Consider the following 24,134-nt stretch of genomic DNA (forward strand, 5'->3'; position numbering starts at 1 on the left):
TGCACTTTTATTTTAATATACTTATTTCCATCTATAGAAAACATATTTGAGTATAAAACTTTTCATATTGTTTAAACTAATGGTGACAAATAAGTAGGAGGGAAATATTATGGCAAAAGCAGGAATGAGAAGACCAGATCCAAAAGATTCACATGGTACAGAAAGTAATAAACATAATCACTTTCCTAAAAATGAAGTTCATCCAGTACCAGAACTTCAAGGAAGGGCTAAAACTTCAGATAAAAAATCTAAGCCAATTAGCTATGATGGAAAATGGTAAAATAATGTGAGAATAAAAGTAAAGTACACATTATGGTAGCAATTTAAACTAAAAGAAGTAATAAGCAGCACTTACTTAAATAAAGAGTAGGTGCTTTTATTATGGTTAGATTACATGGTTTAAAGGATTAATCATTGCTTACTAGACTTTCTTTTTATATCTTTTATATGCTATAATACTATAGAAATTCAAAAGGAAAAATGGAGGAAATAGTAAATGAATGAAAATAATAAGATTGATATATATGGTCTAAATAAAAATTTAAAATACTTTATAGAAACATGGGGTTGTCAAATGAATGAAGAGGACTCTGAAAAATTATCTGGTGGATTAAAACCATTAGGATATGTAAGAACTGACTCTAAAGAAGAAGTGGATATAATTATCTTTAATACATGTTGTGTTAGGGAAAATGCTGAGCAAAAGGTAGATGGAAACCTAGGGGCTTTAAAAAAACTAAAAAAAGAGAACCCTAATAAGGTTATTGCTGTTACAGGTTGCATGATGCAACAAGAGGGAATGGCAGACAAAATAATAGATAAGTTTCCTTTTGTAGACATAATTATAGGAACTCATAATGCCTATAAGTTTACAGAATATCTTGGAAGAGCTTTAGGTGGAGAAAGACCTATAATAGAAATTTGGGATAAAGAAGCAGATATAATAGAAGGAGCTCCTATTGATAGAGCAAGTACTATAAAAGGCTTTGTTACAATAATGTATGGTTGTAACAACTTCTGTACTTATTGTATAGTTCCCCATGTAAGAGGACGTGAAAGAAGTAGAAACTCTGCTGAAATAATAAAAGAGATAGAGAGTATGGTTAAAGAGGGATATAAAGAAATAACCCTTCTTGGACAAAATGTTAACTCCTATGGTAAGGGATTAGACGAAAATATTAACTTTGCAGAACTTTTAAGAAGAATAAATGAAGTAGATGGTATTGAGAGAGTGAAATTTATGACTTCTCATCCAAAGGACTTAAGTGATGAAGTAATTGATGTAATTGCAGCTGGAGATAAGTTATGTGAATCTATTCATCTTCCAGTACAATCTGGATCATCAAGAATATTAAAAAAGATGAATAGACACTATACTAGAGAGCAGTATTTAGAATCAATTAGAAAAATTAAAGAAAGAATTCCTAACGTAGCATTAACTACGGATATAATTGTAGGATTCCCAGGAGAAACTGAAGAGGATTTTGAAGATACTTTAAGTCTAGTTAAAGAAGTTGAGTATGATTCTGCCTTTACCTTCTTATATTCTAGAAGGGGTGGTACTCCTGCAGACTTAATGTTTGACCAAGTAGATGAAAAAGTTAAAAAAGAGAGATTTAATAGATTAGTTGAAGTCGTTAATGAAATTTCTGCTAAGAAAAATAAGCTTTATGATGGAAAACTTGTTGAAGTTCTTGTAGAAGGTGAAAGTAAAAGTGATGATACAAAATTAACCGGAAGGACAAGAACAAGTAAACTAGTTAATTTTACTGGTAATAAAGAAAATATAGGTAAGTTAGTTAATGTTAAAATCACTAAAGCAAATTCTTTTTCATTAATAGGAGAAGAAGTATAAAAGCGACTTTGTCGCTTTTTTTAAATAATTATGAAGGAGAGATATATATGGCATTAACTCCAATGATGCAACAATATTTTCAAATTAAAGATAAATATAAAGAATGTATCTTATTTTTCAGACTAGGCGATTTCTATGAAATGTTCTTTGATGATGCTAAAGTTGCATCAAAGGAGTTAGAATTAACACTAACGGGAAGAGATTGCGGTCTTGAAGAAAGAGCTCCTATGTGTGGGATTCCTTTCCATGCAGCTAAGAATTATATTGGAGCCTTAATATCAAAAGGGTTTAAAGTAGCTATTTGTGAGCAGGTAGAAGATCCAGCAGTGGCTAAGGGAATTGTAAAGCGGGATGTAGTAAAAATTTATACCCCAGGAACTTACACAGAAGCTTCCTATTTAGATGAGAGTAAAAATAGCTATACAGCTAGTTTATATGTGAAAGAAAATTACATTGCATTGGCCTTTTGTGATGTGTCTACAGGGGATTTCTATACTACTGAATTTAAATATAATATTAATGTACTTATAGATGAGCTGTGTAAATTTAATCCTCGAGAGATAATTATTACAGAAAACTTTAACCAAGAGATTATGGATGAAATTATAAGTAGAACATCCTTTTATATATCCCACTTCCAAGACGATAATTTTAATATGGAAGAAGAAGATCTTAAAGAACAGTTCTTGAACATAGAAATAGATAAATTGTCAGAAATAGTAACTAAAGCTTGTAATGGATTAATTAGATATATAAAAGAAACTCAAAAGGTTTCCTTGACTCATATAAACCATATAGAGATATATGATATCTGCACCTATATGACCATAGATGTTAACTCAAGAAGAAACCTTGAACTGGTAGAGAATATCAGAGATAAAGGAAAAACAGGAACTCTTTTATGGGTTATAGATAAAACAAATACATCTATGGGTGGAAGAAGAATTAGAAAGTGGTTAGAAGAGCCTCTAATTATTAAGGAAGATATTTTAAATAGACAAGATGCCATTGAAGAGTTTACTAAGGATATAATCTTAATGGAAGATTTAAAGGAAGCTTTAAATAGCATTTATGATATTGAGAGATTGGTTGGTAAAATAAGCTCTACTGCAATAAATGCAAAGGAACTTATATCATTAAAGCATTCCATTGCTAAAGTTCCAAGGATTAAAGAACTTATTTCTAATCTTACAAGTCCTTTAATGAAGGATGTTTATTCTAACTTAGATGAGCTAAGAGATATTTGGACTTTTCTCGAAAGCTCTATTATGGATGAACCTTCTTTGTCTGTTAAGGAAGGTAATATTATTAAAACTGGTTATAATTCATTAGTAGATGAATTAAGAGAAAGTAAAACTAATGGAAAGCTTTGGCTTGCAAATTTAGAAAATGAAGAGAGAATAGCTACAGGTATAAAATCCCTTAAGATTTCTTATAATAAGGTTTTTGGATATTATATAGAAGTTACAAAATCTAATCTTTCCTCAGTGCCAGAAGGAAGATATATTAGAAAACAAACTTTGTCTAATGCTGAAAGATATATAACTCCTGAGCTTAAGGAGATGGAAGATAAAATCTTAGGAGCAGAAGAGAAATTAATTGCTCTTGAATATTCTATATTTACAGAGATTAGAGAGAAATTAGAAGAAAATATAGAGAGAATGAAAAATACAGCTAAGCTTATATCTGAAATTGACTGTATATGGGCTTTGGCTATGGTTGCTAGAGAACATAATTATGTGAAACCTGTAATTAATACTGAGGGAATCATAGAAATTCAAGAGGGCAGACACCCAGTTGTAGAAGTTATTACAAAGGCAAATAGCTTTATATCTAATGATACTACCTTAGACCTTGAAGACAATAGACTTATGTTAATTACTGGTCCTAATATGGCTGGTAAGTCTACATATATGAGACAGGTAGCTTTAATTACATTATTAGCTCAAATGGGAAGTTTTGTTCCTGCCAAAGAAGCAAATGTTTCTATTTGTGATAAAATATTTACTAGAATAGGAGCTTCTGATGACTTAGCTGGTGGTAAGAGTACCTTCATGGTAGAAATGTGGGAAGTATCAAATATTCTTAATAATGCTACCAATAAGAGTTTGGTTCTTCTTGATGAAGTTGGTAGAGGTACTAGTACCTACGATGGACTTAGTATTGCATGGGCAGTTATAGAGTATATATGTAAAAATTCAAATATTAAATGCAAAACCCTATTTGCCACACATTATCATGAATTAACTAAGCTAGAAGGAGAAATTCCAGGAGTGAAAAATTACTCTATTTCAGCAAAAAAAGTAGATAATAATATTATATTCTTACGTAAAATTATAAAGGGTGGAGCAGATGAATCTTATGGTATAGAGGTTGCTAAACTTGCTGGATTACCTTCAGCAGTAATTTCTAGAGCAAGAGAAATTTTAGAAACTTTAGAAGATGGCACTTCAAAAGATATAATCAAAGAAGAAGCGAAAACTGTAATTCCATCTACAGAGAAATTAGAAAAAATAGAAAAAGAAATTTGTTTAACTCAGCAAATAGCTTTTGAAGATGTAGCTATGCAAAACTTAATTGACGAAATTAAATCTATAGATGTACTTAATCTTACACCTATGGATGGATTTAATAAATTATACGATATTATAAAAAAAGCTAAGAATATATAGATAAAATAATTATTTAAGGTGGGTGTATTATGAGAAGAATCAATTTATTATCTGAAAACACTGCCAATAAAATTGCAGCAGGAGAGGTTGTTGAAAGAGCTAGTTCTGTTGTTAAGGAATTAGTGGAAAACAGCCTTGATGCTGACAGTAAAAACATAACTATTGAAATAGAAGATAGTGGCAATAGGCTTATAAGAATCACAGATGATGGACGTGGTATTCATCCTGAAGATATAAAAATAGCTTTTTTGCCTCATGGTACAAGTAAGATAAGTTCCGTAGAGGATATTTACGATATTCAATCCTTTGGATTTCGTGGAGAAGCTCTTGCTAGTATAGCTGCTGTTTCAAAGGTAAGACTAAAATCAAGGATGGAAGCTTTTGATTATGGTAGAGAGATCTATATTGAAGGTGGAAAAGTAATCTATGAGAAAGATGTAGGTTGTAATTTAGGAACGGAAATTGAAGTTAAAGATTTATTCTTCAATACTCCAGGGAGACAAAAGTTTCTAAAATCACCTCAAAGAGAAAAATCTATAATAAATGACTTGGTATTAAAGCTAGCTCTAGGAAATTATAAGACTTCTATAACCTTAATTAATGATGGAAAACAAACCCTTAGAACCTTTAGTGAAGATGAACTAGATAAAACCCTTAGAATTTTATATGGAAAAGAAGTATATGAAAATGTAATACCAATAGAAAACCATAGCGATATTTTATCTGTATATGGATATATTGGAAAAGAGAGTATTAGTAGAGGTAGTAGAAATAGACAAAGCATTTTTGTAAATAAGAGACTTATAAAAAGTTCTTTAATAACTGCTGCGGTAGAGAATGCATTTAAATCCTTTATTATGGTAAATAAATTTCCCTTCTTCGTTATACACATTGATATATTTCCAGAATTTATAGATCCCAATGTACATCCAACTAAAAATGAAGTTAAGTTTTTAGAGGAAAGAGTTTTATTTAAAACTATATTTGATGGAGTTCATAGTGCATTAAAAGAAAACTTAAAGAAGAGTTTTATTATACCAGAAGAAATTGAGGATTTAGCTATAGTTCAAGAGGATAAACTACATAAAAGCTATACTTCTTCAGAACCTAGTCAAATTGGATATTTAAATGATAATCACTATACTAGTGAGGATAATAATTTAGGTTATAATAAGGATTTTGGATTTAATAAAGAAGCAAATTATAATGACAAACCTTTTTATATAAGAGAAATTCCTATTGAAAATCAAGTTGAACCTAAAGGAGATAATATATATTTTAATAAGGAAATATCAAGGATTCCTAAAATTCCACCAATTAAACTTATTGGACAGTGTTTTAATAGTTATATAATTGGTGAATATTTAGATGAATTGTATTTAATCGATCAGCATGCTGCTCATGAGAAGATATTATTTGAAAAGTATAGAAAAAATATAGGTAATTTCAATGTGGTAAGTCAGATTTTAGCTGTACCTACAATCATTCCATTAACCTTTGATGAGTATGCAATTTATAAAGATAATGAAGAAATTTTCTTAAATGCAGGATTTATGGTTGAAAGTTTTGGCGAAAATGACGTGTTAGTTAGAGAGGTTCCAGTGTTTTTGGGGAAACCCCATATAAACAATTTGTTTCATGATATGATAGAAAATATAAAGTCCATGGGCAGTGGTTTAACCATAGATATAAAATATGATAAAATAGCTACTCTTGCTTGTAAGGCAGCTGTAAAAGCTAATGATAAATTATCAGATGTAGAGATTTTATCCCTCCTTGAAGAGTTAAGGTATATAGATGAACCATTTACATGTCCACATGGTAGACCTACTATAATTAAATATTCATTAAAGGAAATAGAAAAAAGTTTTAAAAGAATTTAGTATGAAGGGATTAAAGCAATGAAAGATTTATTTATATTAGCAGGACCTACTGGTATTGGCAAAACAAAGATTTCAATTCATATTGCCAAAGAACTTAATGGGGAAATAATATCTGCTGATTCTATGCAGATATATAAGAAGATGGATATTGGATCTGCTAAGATATCCAAAGAAGAGATGAATGGTGTGAAGCATCATCTCATTGATTTTTTAGATCCTAGTGAAAACTTCAGTGTGGCAGAATTTAGTTCTTTGGCAAAGGAAACCATTGAAGAAATAAGCAGCGAAAATAAGCTTCCCATGCTGGTAGGTGGCACTGGGCTTTATATTAATTCTCTTATTTATAATTATAGTTTTGCTGAAACTAATAAAGATGAAGCTTATCGCAAAGAACTAGAACAGTTAGCCTTAGAAAATGGAGTAGAATATGTTCATGAGCTGTTAAAAGCCGTTGATGAAGTGAGTTATAACAAGTTATATCCAAATGATCTTAAAAGGGTAATTAGAGCTTTAGAGGTTTATAAGGTAACAGGAATTCCTATATCTGAAGCAGCTAAAAATGATGAGATTTTTGATATACCTTACAAAGTTTATTATTATGTATTAAATATGAATAGAGATAAGCTTTATGAAAGAATTAATCATCGTGTTGACTTAATGTTAGATGCTGGTCTTCTAGAAGAAGTAATAAGGTTAGAAAAAGAAGGATATACCACAGATATGCAATCTATGAAGGGAATAGGTTATAAAGAGCTATTACAACATCTTCATGGTGAAGTTTCTAAAGAGAAAGCTATAGAAAATATAAAGCAATTTAGTAGAAATTATGCAAAACGTCAGCTTACTTGGTTTAGAAAAGATCCAAGGGTTAAGTGGATAGACAAGGATGATTTTTCTAATGATGAGGATGTAGCAAAATTTATTATTAATGATTATAAAGAGAAAAAATATAAAGACTAAGTTAATTTTAAATATTGTATAAGATATATAGATAGCTATAAATATTAAGGAATTATTTGCTTAATATTTATAGCTATGTTAGTATTAGAATGTTATTTTATGTTTAAGGAGCGATTTTTTATGATAGAAAAAACTAAAGAGTTTTTAATAAATAACTTTAAAATAAATGAAGAAGTTTTTAAAGTATCAGAAGAAGCTTTAAAGGATATTCAAGAGCAATTTTCTATGATGGATGATATTCGAGAATATAATCAATTAAAAGTTCTTAGTGCCTTGCAAGCTGAAAGAGTTAGTGATATGCATTTTACTAATTCTAGTGGATATGGTTATGGTGATGTTGGTAGAGATACTTTAGATAAGGTTTTCGCTAGAGTATTTAATACACAAGCAGCCCTAGTTAGGCCACACTTTGTAAATGGAACTCATGCTATTGGATGTGCTTTATTTGGCAACCTACGACCAGGAGATACAATGCTGAGTATATGTGGTTCACCTTATGATACCTTACATAACATTATAGGAATAACTAAGGATGTAAATATAGGCTCTTTAAAGGAATATGGGGTAAACTATAAGCAATTAGAGTTGACAAGTGCAGGTAAAGTTAATATTGAAGAGGTTCAAAAGACTTTAAAAGAAGACAATAGCATAAAACTTGTACATATTCAAAGATCTACAGGATATGGGTGGAGAAATGCACTGTTAGTAGAGGAAATCGGTGAAATAATAAAGTCAATTAAAGAAATCAAACCAGAAGTAATTTGCTTTGTTGATAACTGTTATGGCGAATTTATAGATACTATAGAGCCAACAGATGTAGGAGCTGATCTTATAGCTGGTTCTTTAATAAAAAATATTGGTGGAGGAATTGCTCCAACAGGTGGTTACATAGCAGGTAAAAAAGCCTATGTAACTCAAGCAGCATATAGATTGACCATTCCAGGTATAGGCGGAGAGTGTGGTTCTACCTTTGGTGTAATGAGAAGTTTATATCAAGGATTATTTTTAGCTCCTCACGTGGCTATGGAAGCTGTAAAGACAGCTATATTCTGTTCAAGGGTAATGGAGATTTTAGGCTTTGAGGTACTCCCAAAATATGATACTAAGAGAAGTGATATCATACAAGCTGTTAAATTTAATGATAAAGATAAATTAATTCAGTTTTGCAAGGGTATTCAAGCTGGTTCTCCAATAGATTCCTTTGTAGAATGTGAACCTTGGGCTATGCCTGGTTATGAAGATGAAGTAATTATGGCTGCGGGTGCATTTATACAAGGTTCTTCCATTGAACTTTCTGCTGATGCGCCAATAAGAGAGCCATATATAGCATATCTTCAAGGTGGATTGACCTTTGATCATGGAAAAGTTGGAGTTTTAATGGCTATATCTAGAATATTATCTTAATTAGGAGTTAAATTAATAGATATATAATAAATTTATTTTATTATATAAAAAATATTAAGAAGCTATTATAGCTTCTTAATATTTTCTATAGATTCCTGATAGTTTACCTAAGATTTTGCAATCGTCAACAATTATTGGCTCCATGGTGGAGTTTTCTGGTTGTAGTCTAATATGCCCATCTTCTTTAAAAAAAGTTTTTATAGTGGCTTCATTTTCTATTAGAGCAACTACAATATCTCCGTTAGATGCAATAGAAGTTTTTTCTATTATAGCTAAGTCTTTATCATGGATTCCAGCTTCTATCATACTGTCACCTTGAACTTTAAGTATAAATAATTCATTTGTACTGTTTACAAAGTCAAGGGGGATAGTTAGATAATCTTCTATACTTTCTTGGGCAAGTATAGGAATTCCAGCTGTAACTTTACCTATAATAGGAATATTAATCATTTCTTTTTTATTATGAGGTTCTTGCAGTAATTCTATTGCCCTTGGTTTAGTTGGGTCACGTCTTATTAAGCCTTTTTTCTCAAGTCTAGTAAGATGACCATGAACCGTAGATGTTGAACTTAAATTTACAGCTTCACAAATTTCTCTTACTGAAGGGGGATACCCTTTAGTATTAACTTGATTTTTAATAAACTCATAAATTTCAGATTGTTTACCACTTTTAATTTCAATCATGAAAACACCTCTCAATCTAGATAATTATACCATAAGAAATAAAGAATATCAAACTTTTGTTCTCATATAGGAAAATTATTGTAGTAAATTTAAATAAAAACTGGAGATGAAAAAATGGAAAATTTTTTAGAATTAAATATAAATGCGGAAATAATAAAGGTATTGGAGGAATTAAAAATAACAAAGCCAACTCTAATACAAGAATTATCAATTCCTAAAATATCAGAAAATATGGATGTGATAATGCAAAGTGAAACAGGCAGTGGTAAAACCTTGGCTTATTTGCTACCACTAATTGAGAGAATTGATTATGAAAAAAGAGAAAATCAATTTATAGTCTTAGTTCCTACCCATGAATTAGCCCTTCAAGTAAATGAAGTTTTAAGTACTTTGGGAGATAAATCTTCTTTGAATATAAAGTCTACGGTTATCATGGGGGATGTAAATATAAAAAGACAGGTTGAAAAACTAAAGGAAAAACCTCAATTTGTAATAGGTTCTCCAGGAAGAATACTAGAGCTAATAAAAATGAAAAAAATAAGTGCTCATACAGTTAAAACTATAGTAATTGATGAGTGTGATAAACTTTTAGACAAAAATAATTTAAATATAGTTAAGGATGTTATAAAAACTACACTTAGAGATAGACAATTAGTAATGACTTCTGCCACTTTAACAGAGGAAGCTTTAAGTATAGGGGAAAGCTTAATGAAATACCCTAAAATCATAAAGTGTAATGATGATTCAACTATAAATCCTAACATAAACAATTTATATATAGTTTGTGATAGGCGGGATAAGATACTTATTCTTAGAAAATTAATGGCAAGTATAAATCCTAGAAAAGCTATTGCCTTTATTAATAAAAGTGATGAAATAGAAATATTAACTACTAAGCTAAAATACCATGGACTAAAGGTGGATGGAATACATGGTAGTTTTGTTAAAAATCAAAGACAAAAAACCATGTTAGACTTTAAATCAGAGCGTATAAACCTTTTGGTATCTTCAGACTTATCTGCAAGGGGATTGGATATAGAGGACGTTACTCATATATTCAATGTAGACTTACCAGAAGATATAAATACTTATGTTCATAGAAGTGGTAGAACAGCTCGTGGAGATAAAAGCGGTACTGTTATATCTATTATTTCACCTAAGGAGATAGCGCAATTGAAAGCTTATAGTAAAAAACTGAATTTTAATCTTACTGAGAAGACTATATCTCACGGAAATATTGAAGATGTAGCTGTTGTGGTTAAAAACTATAAGAAGAGTAATGCACCTTCAGATAAAAGGTCAAAACCATCTGAGAAATCATCAAAATTTAGGAAGAATACTGCTAAAAAAGACAAAAGAGATAAAAGATAGGTATAAGGATAATATAAAGTATATCTTATGCATATAATCTAATAGAGTTCTATCTAGGGAGGAATTATGTCTAGACATTTTACAAATGCAATTTACTTAAGTGATGAAGTGGAGAACATTATAAGGAGTTCTAAATTCCTAGGAAAGGGCAATAATGGAGTGGTATATAGAATTAATAATGAGAGAATTATAAAAATATTTAATGATAAAAAAGTTTGCGAAACAGAGTATATAATTCTTAAATCATCTATGCATCATCCATCCTTTCCTAAGGTTTTTGACTATGGAGATTTTTTTATTGTAAGAGAGTTTGTAGATGGGATAAGACTTGATAAGTATCTAAATCATAACCCTCTAAATCAGAAACTAGTAAGAAGCCTAGTAGATTTAATAAATGATTTTAAAGAACTTGGTTATAAAAAGTTAGATATACGTTGCAAGGATCTCTATGTACAAGAGGACTTTTCTATCAAAGTTATAGATCCAAAGGATAACTTTGATAGGGAGATGCCTTTTCCACGGCATCTGATGAGAGGTATACTAAAGAGAGATAGTATAGGTGAATTTTTCTATTATCTACAAAGAATAGATAGGAATCTATACGAATCTTGGAGAAGTCAATTTAAAGAATATCTAAAAAAATTAGCTGAGAAAGATAAAAAGCTCTAAGAATGACAGTCTTAGAGCTTTTGTGTTTAATTGGAAAATTTTAATCAAAAATTAACTAATTATAGGTTTTATTTTAAAAGATACAATGGTAAACTTATCTAGTAAAAACATATAAACATATGAAAGGAGACGTTTCAAATGAAAAAAAGTACATTAGGAACTTTGATTATTACAGCAATACTTTCCCTTGCATTAATAGGATGCAGTACCTCTAATAAGACTAGTAAAGATGAAACTAATACTGGAAGTAATGATAATAAAGAAATATATCTTTCAAAGGAAACGGAGAAGAAGGAAGGGGATAAAAATCCAGTGGCTACCATAGAAATGGAAGATGGAAAAATTATAAAGATGGAGCTTTATCCCGAAATAGCACCAAATACCGTTAGAAACTTTATAATTCTTGCTAATAGTAAATTTTATGATGGTCTAATATTTCATAGAGTAATTTCAGGCTTTATGATTCAAGGTGGAGATCCTGAAGGAACTGGAATGGGTGGACCTGACTACTCCATATATGGTGAATTTACAAATAACCAGTTTGAAAATACTCTTTTACATACTAAGGGTGTTATATCTATGGCTAGATCAAATGATAAGAATTCTGCTGGATCTCAATTTTTTATAATGCATGGTGATACACCTAGTTTAGATGGAGACTATGCAGCCTTTGGTAAGGTTATAGAAGGTATGGATGTTGTAGACTCTATAGCTAAAGTAGAAACTGGCAGTGATGATAGACCTAAGAAGGATATAAAAATTAAATCCATTTCAGTAGATACCTTTGGAGTTACTTATAATGAACCTGTAAAATATACAAAATAATTTTAAATAAACCTAGCTGTGTTATGGCTAGGTTTATTTTTTTATAAACTGAGTTCTTTGCTTCAGAGAGCTTTTCGAACTGAAGTTTACTAACAGACTTCTTAGTATCAGTATTTTTAATACTAAGAAGTGGTTGTCTTTTAGGAGAAAACGTAGCTGCTCGTTGTTCTCATTGGATAAATACACTGCTACCTCTTTTTGAAGTGTTTAAATTTCCTACGTATACACTTTTTTCATCTACTTCCTCTTTTATTACTACTTAATTATTTCAATATAGTAACCATTCAATATAATGTTAGTTATATTGAATGGTAGTTATATTAATTTGCGATAAAAACATGTTTACATAATGTATACGTATTGTAAACATGGATAAAATGCTTGTTTACAAGGATAAAATAATGTATACTTAAATCAAGATGTAATTTTATAAATTTTAAGGATGTGTAATTAATGGATTCAATTTTAAGTGTAAGGATAAGCGAGGAACTAAAAGAAAAATTTCAAAGTTTAGCTGAGGTAGAGGGGATAAATAATAAAGAATTCATGGATCTTATAATAAGGAACTACGAATTAAACAAAGCTTCAACGAGTACAGACTTTATTAAAAGCGATGTAGAAGAGTTACAGAGCATAACAAAAAGAATTTTAGATATATACATAAATATGATAGAAAAGAGCAAGGTTAAGAACTCCGAAGTTATTAATAGTTTTAAAGGAACTTTAGAGGAAGAGACTAATAGAAGTGAAAAATTAAAGGGGAATATAGAAAGTTTAAAAAAAGAACTAGAAGATTTAAAGTCTCATAATAAAGAACTGAAGGATTCGTTAAAGGAATATAAAGAACTTTTAGAAAAAGAGAGAGAAGATATCAAGGGATATAAAGAGTTAAACCTCATGTTAAAGGATAAGGTAAATGAGTTAAATGCCTATAAAAATGAAGCAGAAAGTTTAAGAGCAATAAACCGAAACATGGAAGAGAATTTAAAAAACCTAGAGAGAGAAAAGGAAAGCCTTACTAATAAATTAAATGAGGAATTAAATCATAGTATTGCATTAGAAGATGAAATTCAGGATATGAAGAGTTCTTATGAAAATAAGATTAACCAGATTTCAGAGGAGTTTAGCAGAGAATTAAGATTAAAAGATGATGAAATAAGGATTTCTATGCAAAAAGAAGTGTTGCAAAAAGAGGAAGAGTACAGAAAAGAAATTTGGTCTATGAAATCTCATTATGATGATAAAATTTCTAAATTGATGGACGATAAAGAACAATTACTACTAAAAATAAGAGACGATATAAACAATAATAAATAATATAAAAAATAGTATAAAAAATGCTGAAGTATTTCTAATTTTAAAATTAGAAATACTTCAGCATTTTTGTTATTTACCTTCTGTATAAGCATGTTCTAGTATATCTAAATATTCAGTAAAACTATCCTTGTCTTCTTTAGAAACGTTTTCTAAGGAATAATCGAGAAATTTACATCTTTCCATAATTACTGCTTCTAATATGTTATGTCCCTTTTCTAAACCTTCTATTCTAACTATTCGTCTATCTTTTGAATCTCTAACTCTCTTAACAAGATCCTTACTTTCCATTCTATCAACTAAATCAGTGATGGTGCTAGGGGCTTGATATAGTTTATTGCTAAGTTCACTAATGGTTACTTCTTTATGATTTACTATAATTTGTAAAGCTTCAAATTGTGCAGGAGTAATATCATAATCTTCTAATATAGTTCTTCCTTTTTTCTTTATATAAAAGCATACTCTTCTTAATAGTTTCTCTATCTTTTCTATTTGTGGATCTTCATAAATTTTCAAAAAATCACTCCTAAATTATATTATAAAAAACATTAAAGTTTATTATACTTCTGTATTATTATACACTTTTTTTCGAATATAGTCAATTAATTACAATTCAATGATAAAATTCAATAAAAAACAGCATCTTGAATTGAAATCAAAATGCTGTTTTTGTATTTTAAATTAATTATGTAAGAATTTATTATTCTTGCATTTTAGCAATACTATCAAGACATTCTTCACAAATATTTTTACCTTTGTAGTTTTTAACGTCTCTAGCATTACCACAGAATAAACATGCTGGCTCATATTTTTTTAATATGATTTGATCTCTATCTACATAAATTTCTAAAGCATCTTTTATCTCGATGTCTAAAGTTCTTCTTAACTCTATCGGAATTACTATTCTTCCTAATTCGTCTACTTTTCTTACTATACCTGTTGATTTCATAATATTTTCCTCCTAAATGTTTGTTATTTATTTTTTCATAAGTATAAGTGGGATTATATATAACTATTATATATAATTATTGTAATTTGTATACATTATTAAATTATCCAATTCCCATTAAATTATACATTAATAGTTAATATATATCTATTATAACTTATTCTTTTAAATTTTAACAGAGATTTTTTGCATTTGTCATATTTTACAAATATAAACCTTACCTATAGTTAGTGAATTGTACATCTATACCATAGTCTTTAGATTTTAATAGCTGCATTGTTTCTTGTAAATCATCCTTATTCTTTCCAGATATCCTTAACTGATCATCCATTATTTGAGGCTGAACTTTTATTTTACTAGCTTTAATATCTGCCACCATAGCTTTAGCTTTCTCAGTAGAGATACCTTTTATTAATTTACAAGTAACTTTAGCTGTACCTAGAGAACCTGAATCAATTTTACCAACTTCAAGAGCTTTGGAAGAGACACCTCTTTTAATAAATTTCCCCTTGAGTATGTCGATTACAGTATCTAACTTAAACTCATCATCAGATATGAGCTTAACTTCATCTTTTAGTAAAGTTATTTCTGTCTTAGTACCTTTAAAGTCATATCTTTGTTTAATTTCCTTTAGGGCTTGATTAATAGCATTATCAACTTCTTGCATATTAATTTCAGAAACCACATCAAAGGAATATGAACTTGCCATACTTAGAACCTCCTTAAAATAATCTATATGTAAAAAACATATAAATATATAATAATTTATATATTTAAAAATGTCTATATAAATTTTAAAAAATTTAGATTTATTTTTAGTTGATGTTTTTCAATAGTTTTGTTAAAATAGTCTAATGATTTAATAAAGATAAAACAGGAAGTGATGATAATGAAATACTGTATTTTTGATGAAAAGAAAGTATGTAATGATTGTGGAGAGTGCAATGTATGTGAATACAATAGAGATAAGATCTGTGATAACTGTGGTAAATGTCTAGAGATTGAAGGATATGATGTTAAGGCTGTAAAAATAGATGAGGTATTTGAAAAGAATAAAGAAGAAGAAATCAAAATCGATTTGGAAGACTTTAGTGATTTTGATACAATTGAAGAAGAGGATAGCTTTCAAGAAGATGTAGTACCATTAGAAGAAGATGAAATACCATATATAGATGCTCTCGATGATGAATCTAATTGGGATTATATATCTGATGTAGAAGGCATGGATGAACTTATGGAAGAAACGGGTACAGATGGACTGCTACATGAAGAATATCCAGGTTTATATGTATTAAATAATAAAAGATAGCTACACAAAACTATTATATATGATATAATAGTTTTATAATATTTTACTATGGAGGTACAAAAGAATGAGCATTACTATTCTTAATTAATTTTATAAGCATAACAAAATAAATACTTATTACAATTTAAATGTAGTTTTATGTTTTTTGTTGTGCAATTAATTAGGCAGTGGTAATCTATTCTTTTAATTCTAATCATATAATAATGTTTTGATAGGTGAAGGTATGTAACTATAGTTTACTATAATTAATTTATTTTAATAGTTTCTATTTACCCTTAACCTGTTTATATTATATGAATTAATAATAGAGTTGTAAGTTTGGTTTTAATTGCTTATTGTGATTAAAACCTTTTTTGTTTCTTAAAATTGAAGTACCACCATTGCCTTTTGATAGACTTTATTAAAAGGAGTGTTATAAATGGGTAAGATAATTATAAAAAATATTTCTAAATCCTTTCAAAATCGCACAATTTTAAATAATATAAGTTTTGAAATAGGAGATAATTTTAAGATAGGTCTGGTAGGAGAAAATGGCGTAGGTAAAAGCACCTTAAAACAAATAATAACTAAGGAGATTTCCTACGATGAAGGAAGTATCAATTATATTCCTTCAAATATTCTTATCGGAATTATAGATGAAAACTTATATAATAATAATACTTTTTTAAGTGGTGGTGAAGCTACTAAAAAAGAAATTCTTAATATATTTCATAGTAACTATGATTTGTTTATACTAGATGAGCCTACAAATCATTTAGATTTAAGTGGTGTTCAATGGTTAGAAAGGCTTATAAATTCTATAAACAAACCTATGATTATAATAAGTCATGATAGGTTTTTCTTGGATGAAGTTACAAATAAGACCTTCGTTTTAAGTAATAACGGAATAAAAACCTATGAAGGTAATTATTCTTCCTATGAAAAACAGCTATTAATGGAAAAGATAACCAATGAAAATTTATATAACAAACAACAACAGGAAATAAGGGCTTTGAAAGAAAATATCAGTCAAAGAAAACAATGGTTTAACAAAGCACACAAAATGGCGGGTACTAATGACCACTTAAGAGCATTAAGTAAAAAGCATGTTTCTATAATGAGATCAAAAGAAAAAAAGTTAGAAAAGTTAAAAGAAAATGGAGTTGAAAGAATAAAGGATAATTCTTCAATTAAACTTACACTTAATAATAATAATAGTTTTAAAACAGCCATAAGAGTTGAAAATCTTAGTAAATCCTTCGATAAGAAATTATTATTTAAAGATGGAAACTTTACTATAAATGGTGGAGATAAAGTCGGAATGATTGGTAATAATGGTAGTGGGAAGACTACATTACTAAATATTCTTCTAGGTGAAGATAAGAATTACATTGGCGATGTTTATTTAAACCCAAATATGAAAATTAGCAGTTTATCTCAATATCTAGAAGTAGTAAATGAAGAAATAACTATATTAGACTATTTATTAACCACCAATGAAACTGAAAATATAATTCGGTTATATTTAGGAAGTGTATTTATAAAAGGGGATAGAGTAAATACATTAATTAAAAACTTAAGTATGGGCGAAAAATGCAGAGTAATATTTACTAAAATAATCATTGAAAATCCTGATTTAATAATTCTTGATGAGCCAACTAATTATATGGATATCTTATCTAAAGAAAGTGTAAGTTTGCTTTTAAAAAGTTATTCTGGAACAGCTTTGGTAGTTTCCCATGATAGACATTTAATTTCTACAGTATGTAATAGAATTCTAAAAATAGAAAATAACAAAATTATTAATTTTACTGGAAATCATACTGAGATAATTGAGTTTTTCACTTGTAATAAGACTAGTAATAGTAAATCAAAGGTTAATAAAGATGAAATATTAATGCTTCAGTGTCGACTTTCTCAGCTAAGTGGTTTACTAGATGATCCTTCATTAGAAAAGGATGCTAAGTTAAATTATGAAAAAGAATTTTTGAATACGAGCAGGCGTATATCTGAATTGAGAGATATGAAATATAAAAAATAATAAAAACAAGGATAGCAGCCATAGATTTCATAGCTGCTATCCTTCTTTATTATTCATCCCCTAAGGGGTGAGTGTTAATAGCCTCTCTTAGGGTTTCATCATCAACATGAACATATATTTGAGTAGTACTTACATTTTCATGACCTAATATCTCTTGGAGAGTTTTAACATCTACACCACCATGTTTATGAAGTAATGTTGCAGAGGTATGCCTTAATTTATGAGGTGTGTATTTATCAGTATCAAGACCTGCTGCACCTACATATTTTTTTATTATTCTTTCTACAGTGCGCTTATTAATTCTTCTATACTTTCCACTTATGAATAGAGCCTCTCTATCCTCACTATGAACTTTATCTGCAATATCATTTCTTACAACAAGATACTTATTTATAGCTTTAATTGATGCTTTATTAAGATAAATAGTCCTTTCTTTATTTCCTTTACCAATGACAGTAAGGGTATCACCTTTAATATTGGCAATATTGATGCTGCAAAGCTCTGATAGTCTCACACCACAGTTTAAAAATAGGGTAATTATACATAAATCCCTAGGTGAATTTTTATCTCTATTATTAGCTACAGCTAATAAGTCTCTACTTTCATCTAAAGTTAAGTAAATGGGGGAGCGCTTTCCTATTTTAGGACTTTCTAAGTCTAAAGTAGGATCTGTAGGTATAATTTTAGCTTTAGAACATAAATAGTGAAAAAAGGACTTTAGAGAGGCAACTTTTCTTGCCTTTGCATAGGTTCCATTTTCTCTCATATTCTCTAAAAAGGATAGATAGGTGTAAAAATCAACCAATTCTAAATTTTTAAGATAATTAGAAGAGATGTTATCAATAGGAATATTTTCAAAAATTACATCCTGTGATAAAGTTACTTCATTATTGTGTACTTTAAGAAATTTAAAGAATAAAGTTAGATCATAAGCGTAGGCAACTAAAGTATTGCTAGAAACACCTTTAACAGAAGAAAGGTAACTTAAATAATCCTTAAGTATTTTTGGTAGAGAATTATCTTGCATATAATTTAATTTAGAATCCATATAATCCATTCCCCTTTAATTTTTATAGTATAATGTCGCGAAACTTACATTTCACGACATTAATTATTCTATGAAGAGAGGTAAAAACCCTTTAATTTTTTAAAAGCTTTTCTATTTTTATTTTCTCTTCTAAAATTTTATAATCTATATTACTTACAGAATCAATCAAATGTATTTTTAAAGATCCACTTCCCTGAAACTTTTCTACTATTTTATTATAAGCAAGTTCACCACATACTCCCATAATACAAAAAGCAGTTACCGTTGCATCAAAGATTTTATGAGGATTAGCACCAACTAAAACTCCTATAATTGATGAAAGCATACATCCTGTTCCGGTGACATTTCTCATAGATGGATGTCCATTTCTAATAATATATACAAAATCTTTATCTGCAACTATATCTATATCCCCTGTAATGGCTATAATTGCCCCTAGATCCTTAGAAAGCTCCGTAGCTAGAGTAATTGCACCTGCTATATTATCTTCCGTTATAGACTCAATTTCACTGGCATCTACACCCTTACATATAGTTTTTTTCTTTCCTATAGTTTTTATTTCAGATATATTACCTTTTATAACTTGAAAATCTACAGTGTTTAAAAGTTCCTTTACAGCCTGTTGTCTAAAGGATGATGCACCAATACCCACAGGATCCAATATTACAGGATGCTTTAATTTATTAGCTCTCCTCCCTGCCTTAATCATGGCTTCTAACTTTCTTGGATTTAAAGTACCTAAATTCATTACTAAAGCATTACATAAGGTGGTTATCTCCTCTACTTCCTCTGGATCATCTGACATAATAGGAGAACCACCACAAGCTAAGGTTATATTAGCACAATCATTAGCTGCCACATAATTAGTTATATTGTGCACAAGAGGGTTGGTTTTTCTTACTGAATCTAAAATATCTTTAATCATTTTATATCCTCTCCCTAAGATCTATTTTAAAATACTAAGATGTTAAGCTCTAATTACCTTTATTAGAAACTTTATATAATACTCCTGTTTTTTTAAGAGCTATTAAAAATAGTATAGCAATTAGTGTGCCACCAATAGAGCTTATGCTAAATGGCACCACAAAGCCCCATAGAGCCGCTTCCTTTGATAGGATGAACTTTGCTACCGGATAGGCTATTAAAGCTCCTATTACACCTGTACCGAAGATTTCTCCTATGGATGCCATAGTTATTTTTTTATTATATTTATATAGGATTCCAGCTAAAAGAGCTCCACACATACTTCCAGGAAAAGCTAGGAAGGTACCTGTACCAATAAGCACTCTAATTGTGGAAGTAAGGAAAGCTATAGCTACTCCATAAAAAGGACCTAAAATAACAGCTGATAAAACATTTATCAAATGCTGAACTGGAGCACATTTTGCAATTCCTACTGGTATAACTATAACTGTAGATAAAATAACTCCCATGGCAATGAAAATTCCAGCTAAAGTTAGTTTTTTTGTTTTTAACATTACATATCATCCCCTCAAAATCAATATTTTAAATTACTTACCCTCCCCTATATGAACAAAAATAAAAGGCATACCAACTAAGTGGTATACCTATAATTATATAAATCTACTTCCTACGTTGGCATTATCCAAATCAGGTACGGTCGAAGTTTACACTCCCTCTCAGCCTGTACACAAGCTCCCGAATATTAAGTTAACTAAATATTATCATAATGAATTACTATAGTCAATTAAGGATATGCTTGCTATTTTAGAAAAATAATATGTTATAATTATTTTAAAGCCTTGAGTCATTATTTAAAGCTATATACATAAAATTTTCAAGGAGGATGATCTATGGAAAATAAACAAGCCACTCTATCTATTATTTTAGTAGTAATATTAGGTTGTATTATTATGGCCTTAGTGGAAATTTTAATTGTACCTAATTATTTTACAAAGTCTTTAATAAAAATATGTATCTTTTTACTATTGCCCTTAATTGTATGTATAAAACAGAGAGCTATTTCCTTTAAAGCACTTTTTAAAGGAAATAAAAAAAGCATATTTTTTGCACTTATATTTGGTATAGTTGTATATGGATTTATACTAGGAGCTTATTTTATTCTAGGTCCATTTTTTGATTTTTCTATGGTCACTACTAATTTAGAGAATAATTTAGGAGTAACTAAAGAAAACTTTTTATTTGTAGCACTATATATTACATCAGTTAATTCCCTTTTGGAAGAGTTTTTCTTCCGTGGTTTTTCCTTCTTATCTTTAAAACAGGTAAGTTCAAGAAAAGCTGCTTATATTTTTAGTGCTTTAGCCTTTGCAATTTATCATGTGGCTATTATGAATAATTGGTTTACTCCCCCACTGTTCATTTTGCTTATAGTTTCACTATTTATAGCTGGACTTCTTTTTAATTACCTTAATGAAAGGTTTAATAATATTTATGTCTCTTGGATAGTTCATATGTCTGCCAATTTAGCTATAAACACTGTGGGATTTATCCTCTTTGGCATCATAAAAATAAGCTGAAATGCATTAGCATTCCAGCTTATTTTATTATACGTTTATTTCTACTTCTTCACCTAATTCATTTTTATGAGCTTCTAATATAGGGTTTATATATTCCTCTATAAAATCTACTACCTGACCACTAGATCTTCCAGTGAACTTACTTGGATCTATTATAGATAGAATTTCTTCTTTTGATAATCCAAAGGATTCATCAGCTAATATTCTTTCTATTAAATCATTCTTTTCTCCAAACTCTTTTACTTGTCTTGCAGCAGCTAAAGAATGAACTCTTATTTTTTCATGAAGTTCTTGTCTATCCCCTCCACGCTTAACAGCTTCCATCATAATATTTTCTGTAGCCATAAATGGTAACTCGCTATTAACATGAGCAGCTATTACCTTTTCATATACCACCATATTAGAAGTTATGTTTATATACAGGTTAAGTACTCCATCAAGAGCTAAGAAAGCTTCTGCAACGGATATACGTTTATTAGCAGAATCATCTAGTGTTCTTTCAAACCATTGAGTTGCAGCAGTAATCGCCGGGTTAAGAGAGTTTACAATTATATATCTTGAAAGTGCACTAATTCTTTCACTTCTCATAGGATTTCTCTTATATGCCATAGCTGAAGATCCTATCTGATGCTTTTCAAAAGGTTCTTCCATTTCCTTCATGTTTTGAAGAAGTCTCATATCATTACTAAATTTGTATGCACTTTGTGCTACTTCAGATAATGTATTTAATATTATAGAATCTAATTTTCTAGAGTAAGTTTGGCCAGTAACAGGATATGCTTTTTCAAAGCCCATTTTTTTACATACAATTTTATCAAGTTCTTTAACTTTTTCTTCATCATTATTAAATAAAGACATAAAGCTAGCTTGAGTTCCCGTTGTTCCCTTAACTCCTCTAAATTTCATTTTATCAATTGCAAAATCAAGGTTTTCTAAATCCATTAATAACTCTTGCATCCAAAGAGTAGCTCTCTTTCCTACAGTTGTAAGCTGAGCCGGTTGAAGATGTGTAAATCCAAGAGTTGGAACATCTTTATATTCTAAAGCAAACTTGCTTAGTTGATCTAACACATTTATTACTTTTTTTCTAATTAATATAAGAGCATCTCTCATAATAAGTAGGTCCGTATTGTCACCTACATAACAGCTAGTAGCGCCTAGATGTATTATTCCTTTAGCTGATGGAGCTACAACCCCATAAGCATACACATGACTCATTACATCATGTCTAACTTCTTTTTCTCTAGCAGCAGCTAATTCATAGTCAATGTTTTCAATATTGTCTCTAAGCTCTTTTATTTGTTCATCAGTAATATTTAATCCTAATTCTTGTTCTCCCTCAGCTAATGCAACCCAAAGTTTTCTCCAAGTTTTAAATTTCATTTCCTCAGAAAAAATATAGCTCATTTCCTTAGATGCATATCTAGAATTTAATGGTGAATTATATGTATCTCTCATAGTAACCTCCGTACAAAAATGTTTTTTTATCTAATATCATTCACTATTATAGCATATTATATAAGCATAAGTCTATTTAAAATTCGTGTTATTTATAACAATAGGTTATTCTCATTGTTCTATTTTATCCAAATATATCATATATATTAAACATAAAAATATATTAATAGATTTAAACATATCATAATATAATAAAAATGGGGGGAAGTTTTTATGTGCAAAATTAGTTTATTAGACAAAATATCATTTGTACTTGTTATTATAGGCGCAATTAATTGGGGAATATTTGGACTCTTCAATTTTGATCTTGTTCATTTCATCTTTAGTTTTTCAGATATGCTAGTTAGAGCAATATATATATTAGTAGGACTAGCAGGCATAAATATGATTAGATTTTTATATTGTCTCAATAAAAAATAGTATCTTTAATATTAAGAAATAGTTCTATATGTAAATATTTATATATGGAACTATTTCTATTTTTATGTAGGAAACTATTAAATTATGAAAAAATAGAAATAGTTAAATAGTTGTACTGTTCATGGAGATCTTAGAGGATGTGTCATTGGAATATTAGAATAAAATAGACTCATTTATCCTCTATACCAAAGAATAATGGTATAATATTTTACGGAAATATATACTTATTGGAGGGATAACATGAAAATTGCTTTTATTGGTGATACTCATCATAATGAAAGAGCTTTAAAAGTAGCTTCAAAATATATAAATAATTTAAAATCTGATATAGTTATTCATCTAGGAGATTGCATAGAAGACGTAAAACTCTTAGAAAAAACTTTTAAAGGTGAAATATATGCAGTGGCTGGAAACTGTGATTTTTCTAATACATATCCTAAAGAAGATACTATTACTATTAATGGACTAAAAATTTTCTTTACCCATGGAGATTTATATAATGTTAAAAGTACCATGAATAGTATAGCTATAAAAGCAGAGAGCATTGGTGCAGATGTGGTACTCTTTGGTCATACCCATATACCTCTTAAAGAAGAATATAGAAATACTATATTTATGAATCCTGGCAGTATCCCTAAGCCTTCTCCATGGGCTAAGGGAAAATATATAGGCGTTATAGAAATTGATGATGAGGGAGTTATAGTTACTGCTGAATTAAAGGCTGTAGAATTATAATATAATAAGTAAGAGATTATTTTAAAATACCATAAACAGAAAAACAGATAGAAAATA

General features: G+C 29.2%; 23 protein-coding genes and 1 riboswitch. Of the genes, 15 read left to right on the forward strand and 8 right to left on the reverse strand.

All coding sequences use genetic code 11. From position 1 onward, the window contains the following. The first annotated feature begins 109 nt into the window (after positions 1-109). From B3Z56_RS11660 to B3Z56_RS11685, 6 genes are all read left to right on the forward strand, one after another. Positions 110-280, forward strand: a complete 171-nt coding sequence (locus B3Z56_RS11660) for a hypothetical protein (RefSeq protein WP_167403110.1) — start codon at positions 110-112, stop codon at positions 278-280. Positions 281-496: 216 nt separating this feature from the next. After that, on the forward strand, positions 497-1,855 hold the full coding sequence (gene miaB / locus B3Z56_RS11665) for a tRNA (N6-isopentenyl adenosine(37)-C2)-methylthiotransferase MiaB (RefSeq protein ID WP_346878813.1): 1,359 nt from the start codon (positions 497-499) through the stop codon (positions 1,853-1,855). A 47-nt stretch (positions 1,856-1,902) separates the two neighbouring features. Then, entirely contained in the window at positions 1,903-4,527 is a 2,625-nt protein-coding gene (mutS, locus tag B3Z56_RS11670; RefSeq protein ID WP_346878814.1) for a DNA mismatch repair protein MutS, read from the forward strand. 29 nt (positions 4,528-4,556) lie between these two features. Further along, positions 4,557-6,410: a DNA mismatch repair endonuclease MutL gene (mutL, locus tag B3Z56_RS11675; protein ID WP_346878815.1), complete on the forward strand. Its 1,854-nt coding sequence runs from the start codon at positions 4,557-4,559 to the stop codon at positions 6,408-6,410. 18 nt (positions 6,411-6,428) lie between these two features. Then, complete coding sequence (miaA, locus tag B3Z56_RS11680) at positions 6,429-7,370, forward strand: tRNA (adenosine(37)-N6)-dimethylallyltransferase MiaA (protein WP_346869446.1); 942 nt, start codon at positions 6,429-6,431, stop codon at positions 7,368-7,370. 120 nt (positions 7,371-7,490) lie between these two features. Next, positions 7,491-8,774, forward strand: a complete 1,284-nt coding sequence (locus B3Z56_RS11685) for a methionine gamma-lyase family protein (RefSeq protein WP_346878816.1) — start codon at positions 7,491-7,493, stop codon at positions 8,772-8,774. Between the two features lie 75 nt (positions 8,775-8,849). Here B3Z56_RS11685 and lexA read toward each other — a convergent pair whose 3' ends face one another. Further along, positions 8,850-9,458, reverse strand: a complete 609-nt coding sequence (gene lexA / locus B3Z56_RS11690; protein ID WP_035132284.1) for a transcriptional repressor LexA — start codon at positions 9,456-9,458, stop codon at positions 8,850-8,852. Between the two features lie 114 nt (positions 9,459-9,572). Here lexA and B3Z56_RS11695 point away from each other — a divergent pair, with 114 nt between their 5' ends. From B3Z56_RS11695 to B3Z56_RS11710, 4 genes are all read left to right on the forward strand, one after another. Then, positions 9,573-10,829, forward strand: a complete 1,257-nt coding sequence (locus B3Z56_RS11695) for a DEAD/DEAH box helicase (protein WP_346878817.1) — start codon at positions 9,573-9,575, stop codon at positions 10,827-10,829. 66 nt (positions 10,830-10,895) lie between these two features. Next, a complete protein-coding gene (locus tag B3Z56_RS11700; protein ID WP_346878818.1) occupies positions 10,896-11,498 on the forward strand; it encodes a protein kinase in 603 nt (200 codons plus the stop codon). Positions 11,499-11,636: 138 nt separating this feature from the next. Further along, positions 11,637-12,323, forward strand: a complete 687-nt coding sequence (locus B3Z56_RS11705; protein WP_346878819.1) for a peptidylprolyl isomerase — start codon at positions 11,637-11,639, stop codon at positions 12,321-12,323. A 453-nt stretch (positions 12,324-12,776) separates the two neighbouring features. Next, a complete protein-coding gene (locus B3Z56_RS11710) occupies positions 12,777-13,640 on the forward strand; it encodes a hypothetical protein (RefSeq protein ID WP_346876204.1) in 864 nt (287 codons plus the stop codon). Positions 13,641-13,709: 69 nt separating this feature from the next. Here the strand turns inward: B3Z56_RS11710 and B3Z56_RS11715 are convergent, their stop codons facing one another. The 3 genes from B3Z56_RS11715 to B3Z56_RS11725 form a co-directional block, all read right to left on the reverse strand. Then, positions 13,710-14,153 carry a MarR family winged helix-turn-helix transcriptional regulator gene (locus tag B3Z56_RS11715; protein WP_035135877.1) on the reverse strand — a complete coding sequence of 148 codons (444 nt, stop codon included), beginning with the start codon at positions 14,151-14,153 and terminating at the stop codon, positions 13,710-13,712. A 184-nt stretch (positions 14,154-14,337) separates the two neighbouring features. Continuing rightward, positions 14,338-14,586: an AbrB/MazE/SpoVT family DNA-binding domain-containing protein gene (locus tag B3Z56_RS11720; RefSeq protein ID WP_035135880.1), complete on the reverse strand. Its 249-nt coding sequence runs from the start codon at positions 14,584-14,586 to the stop codon at positions 14,338-14,340. A 217-nt stretch (positions 14,587-14,803) separates the two neighbouring features. Further along, positions 14,804-15,295 (reverse strand): YajQ family cyclic di-GMP-binding protein, encoded by a 492-nt coding sequence (locus B3Z56_RS11725; RefSeq protein ID WP_035135882.1) that lies wholly within the window; start codon positions 15,293-15,295, stop codon positions 14,804-14,806. Positions 15,296-15,475: 180 nt separating this feature from the next. Here B3Z56_RS11725 and B3Z56_RS11730 point away from each other — a divergent pair, with 180 nt between their 5' ends. After that, complete coding sequence (locus tag B3Z56_RS11730; protein WP_346848152.1) at positions 15,476-15,895, forward strand: hypothetical protein; 420 nt, start codon at positions 15,476-15,478, stop codon at positions 15,893-15,895. Between the two features lie 418 nt (positions 15,896-16,313). After that, positions 16,314-17,915 carry an ABC-F family ATP-binding cassette domain-containing protein gene (locus B3Z56_RS11735; RefSeq protein ID WP_346878820.1) on the forward strand — a complete coding sequence of 534 codons (1,602 nt, stop codon included), beginning with the start codon at positions 16,314-16,316 and terminating at the stop codon, positions 17,913-17,915. A 49-nt stretch (positions 17,916-17,964) separates the two neighbouring features. On the opposite strand, the gene B3Z56_RS11740 is transcribed toward B3Z56_RS11735, so the two are convergent. The 3 genes from B3Z56_RS11740 to thiW all read right to left on the reverse strand — a co-directional run bounded on the left by B3Z56_RS11740 (position 17,965) and on the right by thiW (position 20,441). Continuing rightward, positions 17,965-18,963, reverse strand: coding sequence for a tyrosine recombinase XerC (locus B3Z56_RS11740; protein WP_346848154.1), 999 nt, complete (start codon positions 18,961-18,963; stop codon positions 17,965-17,967). Between the two features lie 91 nt (positions 18,964-19,054). After that, entirely contained in the window at positions 19,055-19,888 is an 834-nt protein-coding gene (gene thiM / locus B3Z56_RS11745; protein ID WP_346878821.1) for a hydroxyethylthiazole kinase, read from the reverse strand. Between the two features lie 49 nt (positions 19,889-19,937). Beyond that, entirely contained in the window at positions 19,938-20,441 is a 504-nt protein-coding gene (gene thiW / locus B3Z56_RS11750; RefSeq protein ID WP_346848156.1) for an energy coupling factor transporter S component ThiW, read from the reverse strand. Positions 20,442-20,534: 93 nt separating this feature from the next. Beyond that, a riboswitch (TPP riboswitch) is annotated at positions 20,535-20,636 on the reverse strand. Positions 20,637-20,777: 141 nt separating this feature from the next. Here thiW and B3Z56_RS11755 point away from each other — a divergent pair. Then, the gene (locus tag B3Z56_RS11755) at positions 20,778-21,464 is read left to right on the forward strand and encodes a type II CAAX endopeptidase family protein (protein WP_346878822.1); all 687 of its coding nucleotides are present in this window, start codon (positions 20,778-20,780) and stop codon (positions 21,462-21,464) included. A 27-nt stretch (positions 21,465-21,491) separates the two neighbouring features. Here the strand turns inward: B3Z56_RS11755 and purB are convergent, their stop codons facing one another. Then, complete coding sequence (purB, locus tag B3Z56_RS11760) at positions 21,492-22,922, reverse strand: adenylosuccinate lyase (RefSeq protein ID WP_346848158.1); 1,431 nt, start codon at positions 22,920-22,922, stop codon at positions 21,492-21,494. Between the two features lie 213 nt (positions 22,923-23,135). Between purB and B3Z56_RS11765 the strand changes: the two genes are divergently transcribed. Together B3Z56_RS11765 and B3Z56_RS11770 are read left to right on the forward strand one after the other, a co-directional pair. Continuing rightward, positions 23,136-23,342: a DUF378 domain-containing protein gene (locus tag B3Z56_RS11765; RefSeq protein WP_150845516.1), complete on the forward strand. Its 207-nt coding sequence runs from the start codon at positions 23,136-23,138 to the stop codon at positions 23,340-23,342. 240 nt (positions 23,343-23,582) lie between these two features. After that, positions 23,583-24,077: a metallophosphoesterase gene (locus B3Z56_RS11770; RefSeq protein WP_346878823.1), complete on the forward strand. Its 495-nt coding sequence runs from the start codon at positions 23,583-23,585 to the stop codon at positions 24,075-24,077. Positions 24,078-24,134 lie beyond the last annotated feature (57 nt).

Source organism: Clostridium sp. UBA7791, from assembly GCF_002480755.1.
GTDB lineage: Bacteria > Bacillota > Clostridia > Clostridiales > Clostridiaceae > Clostridium_J > Clostridium_J sulfidigenes.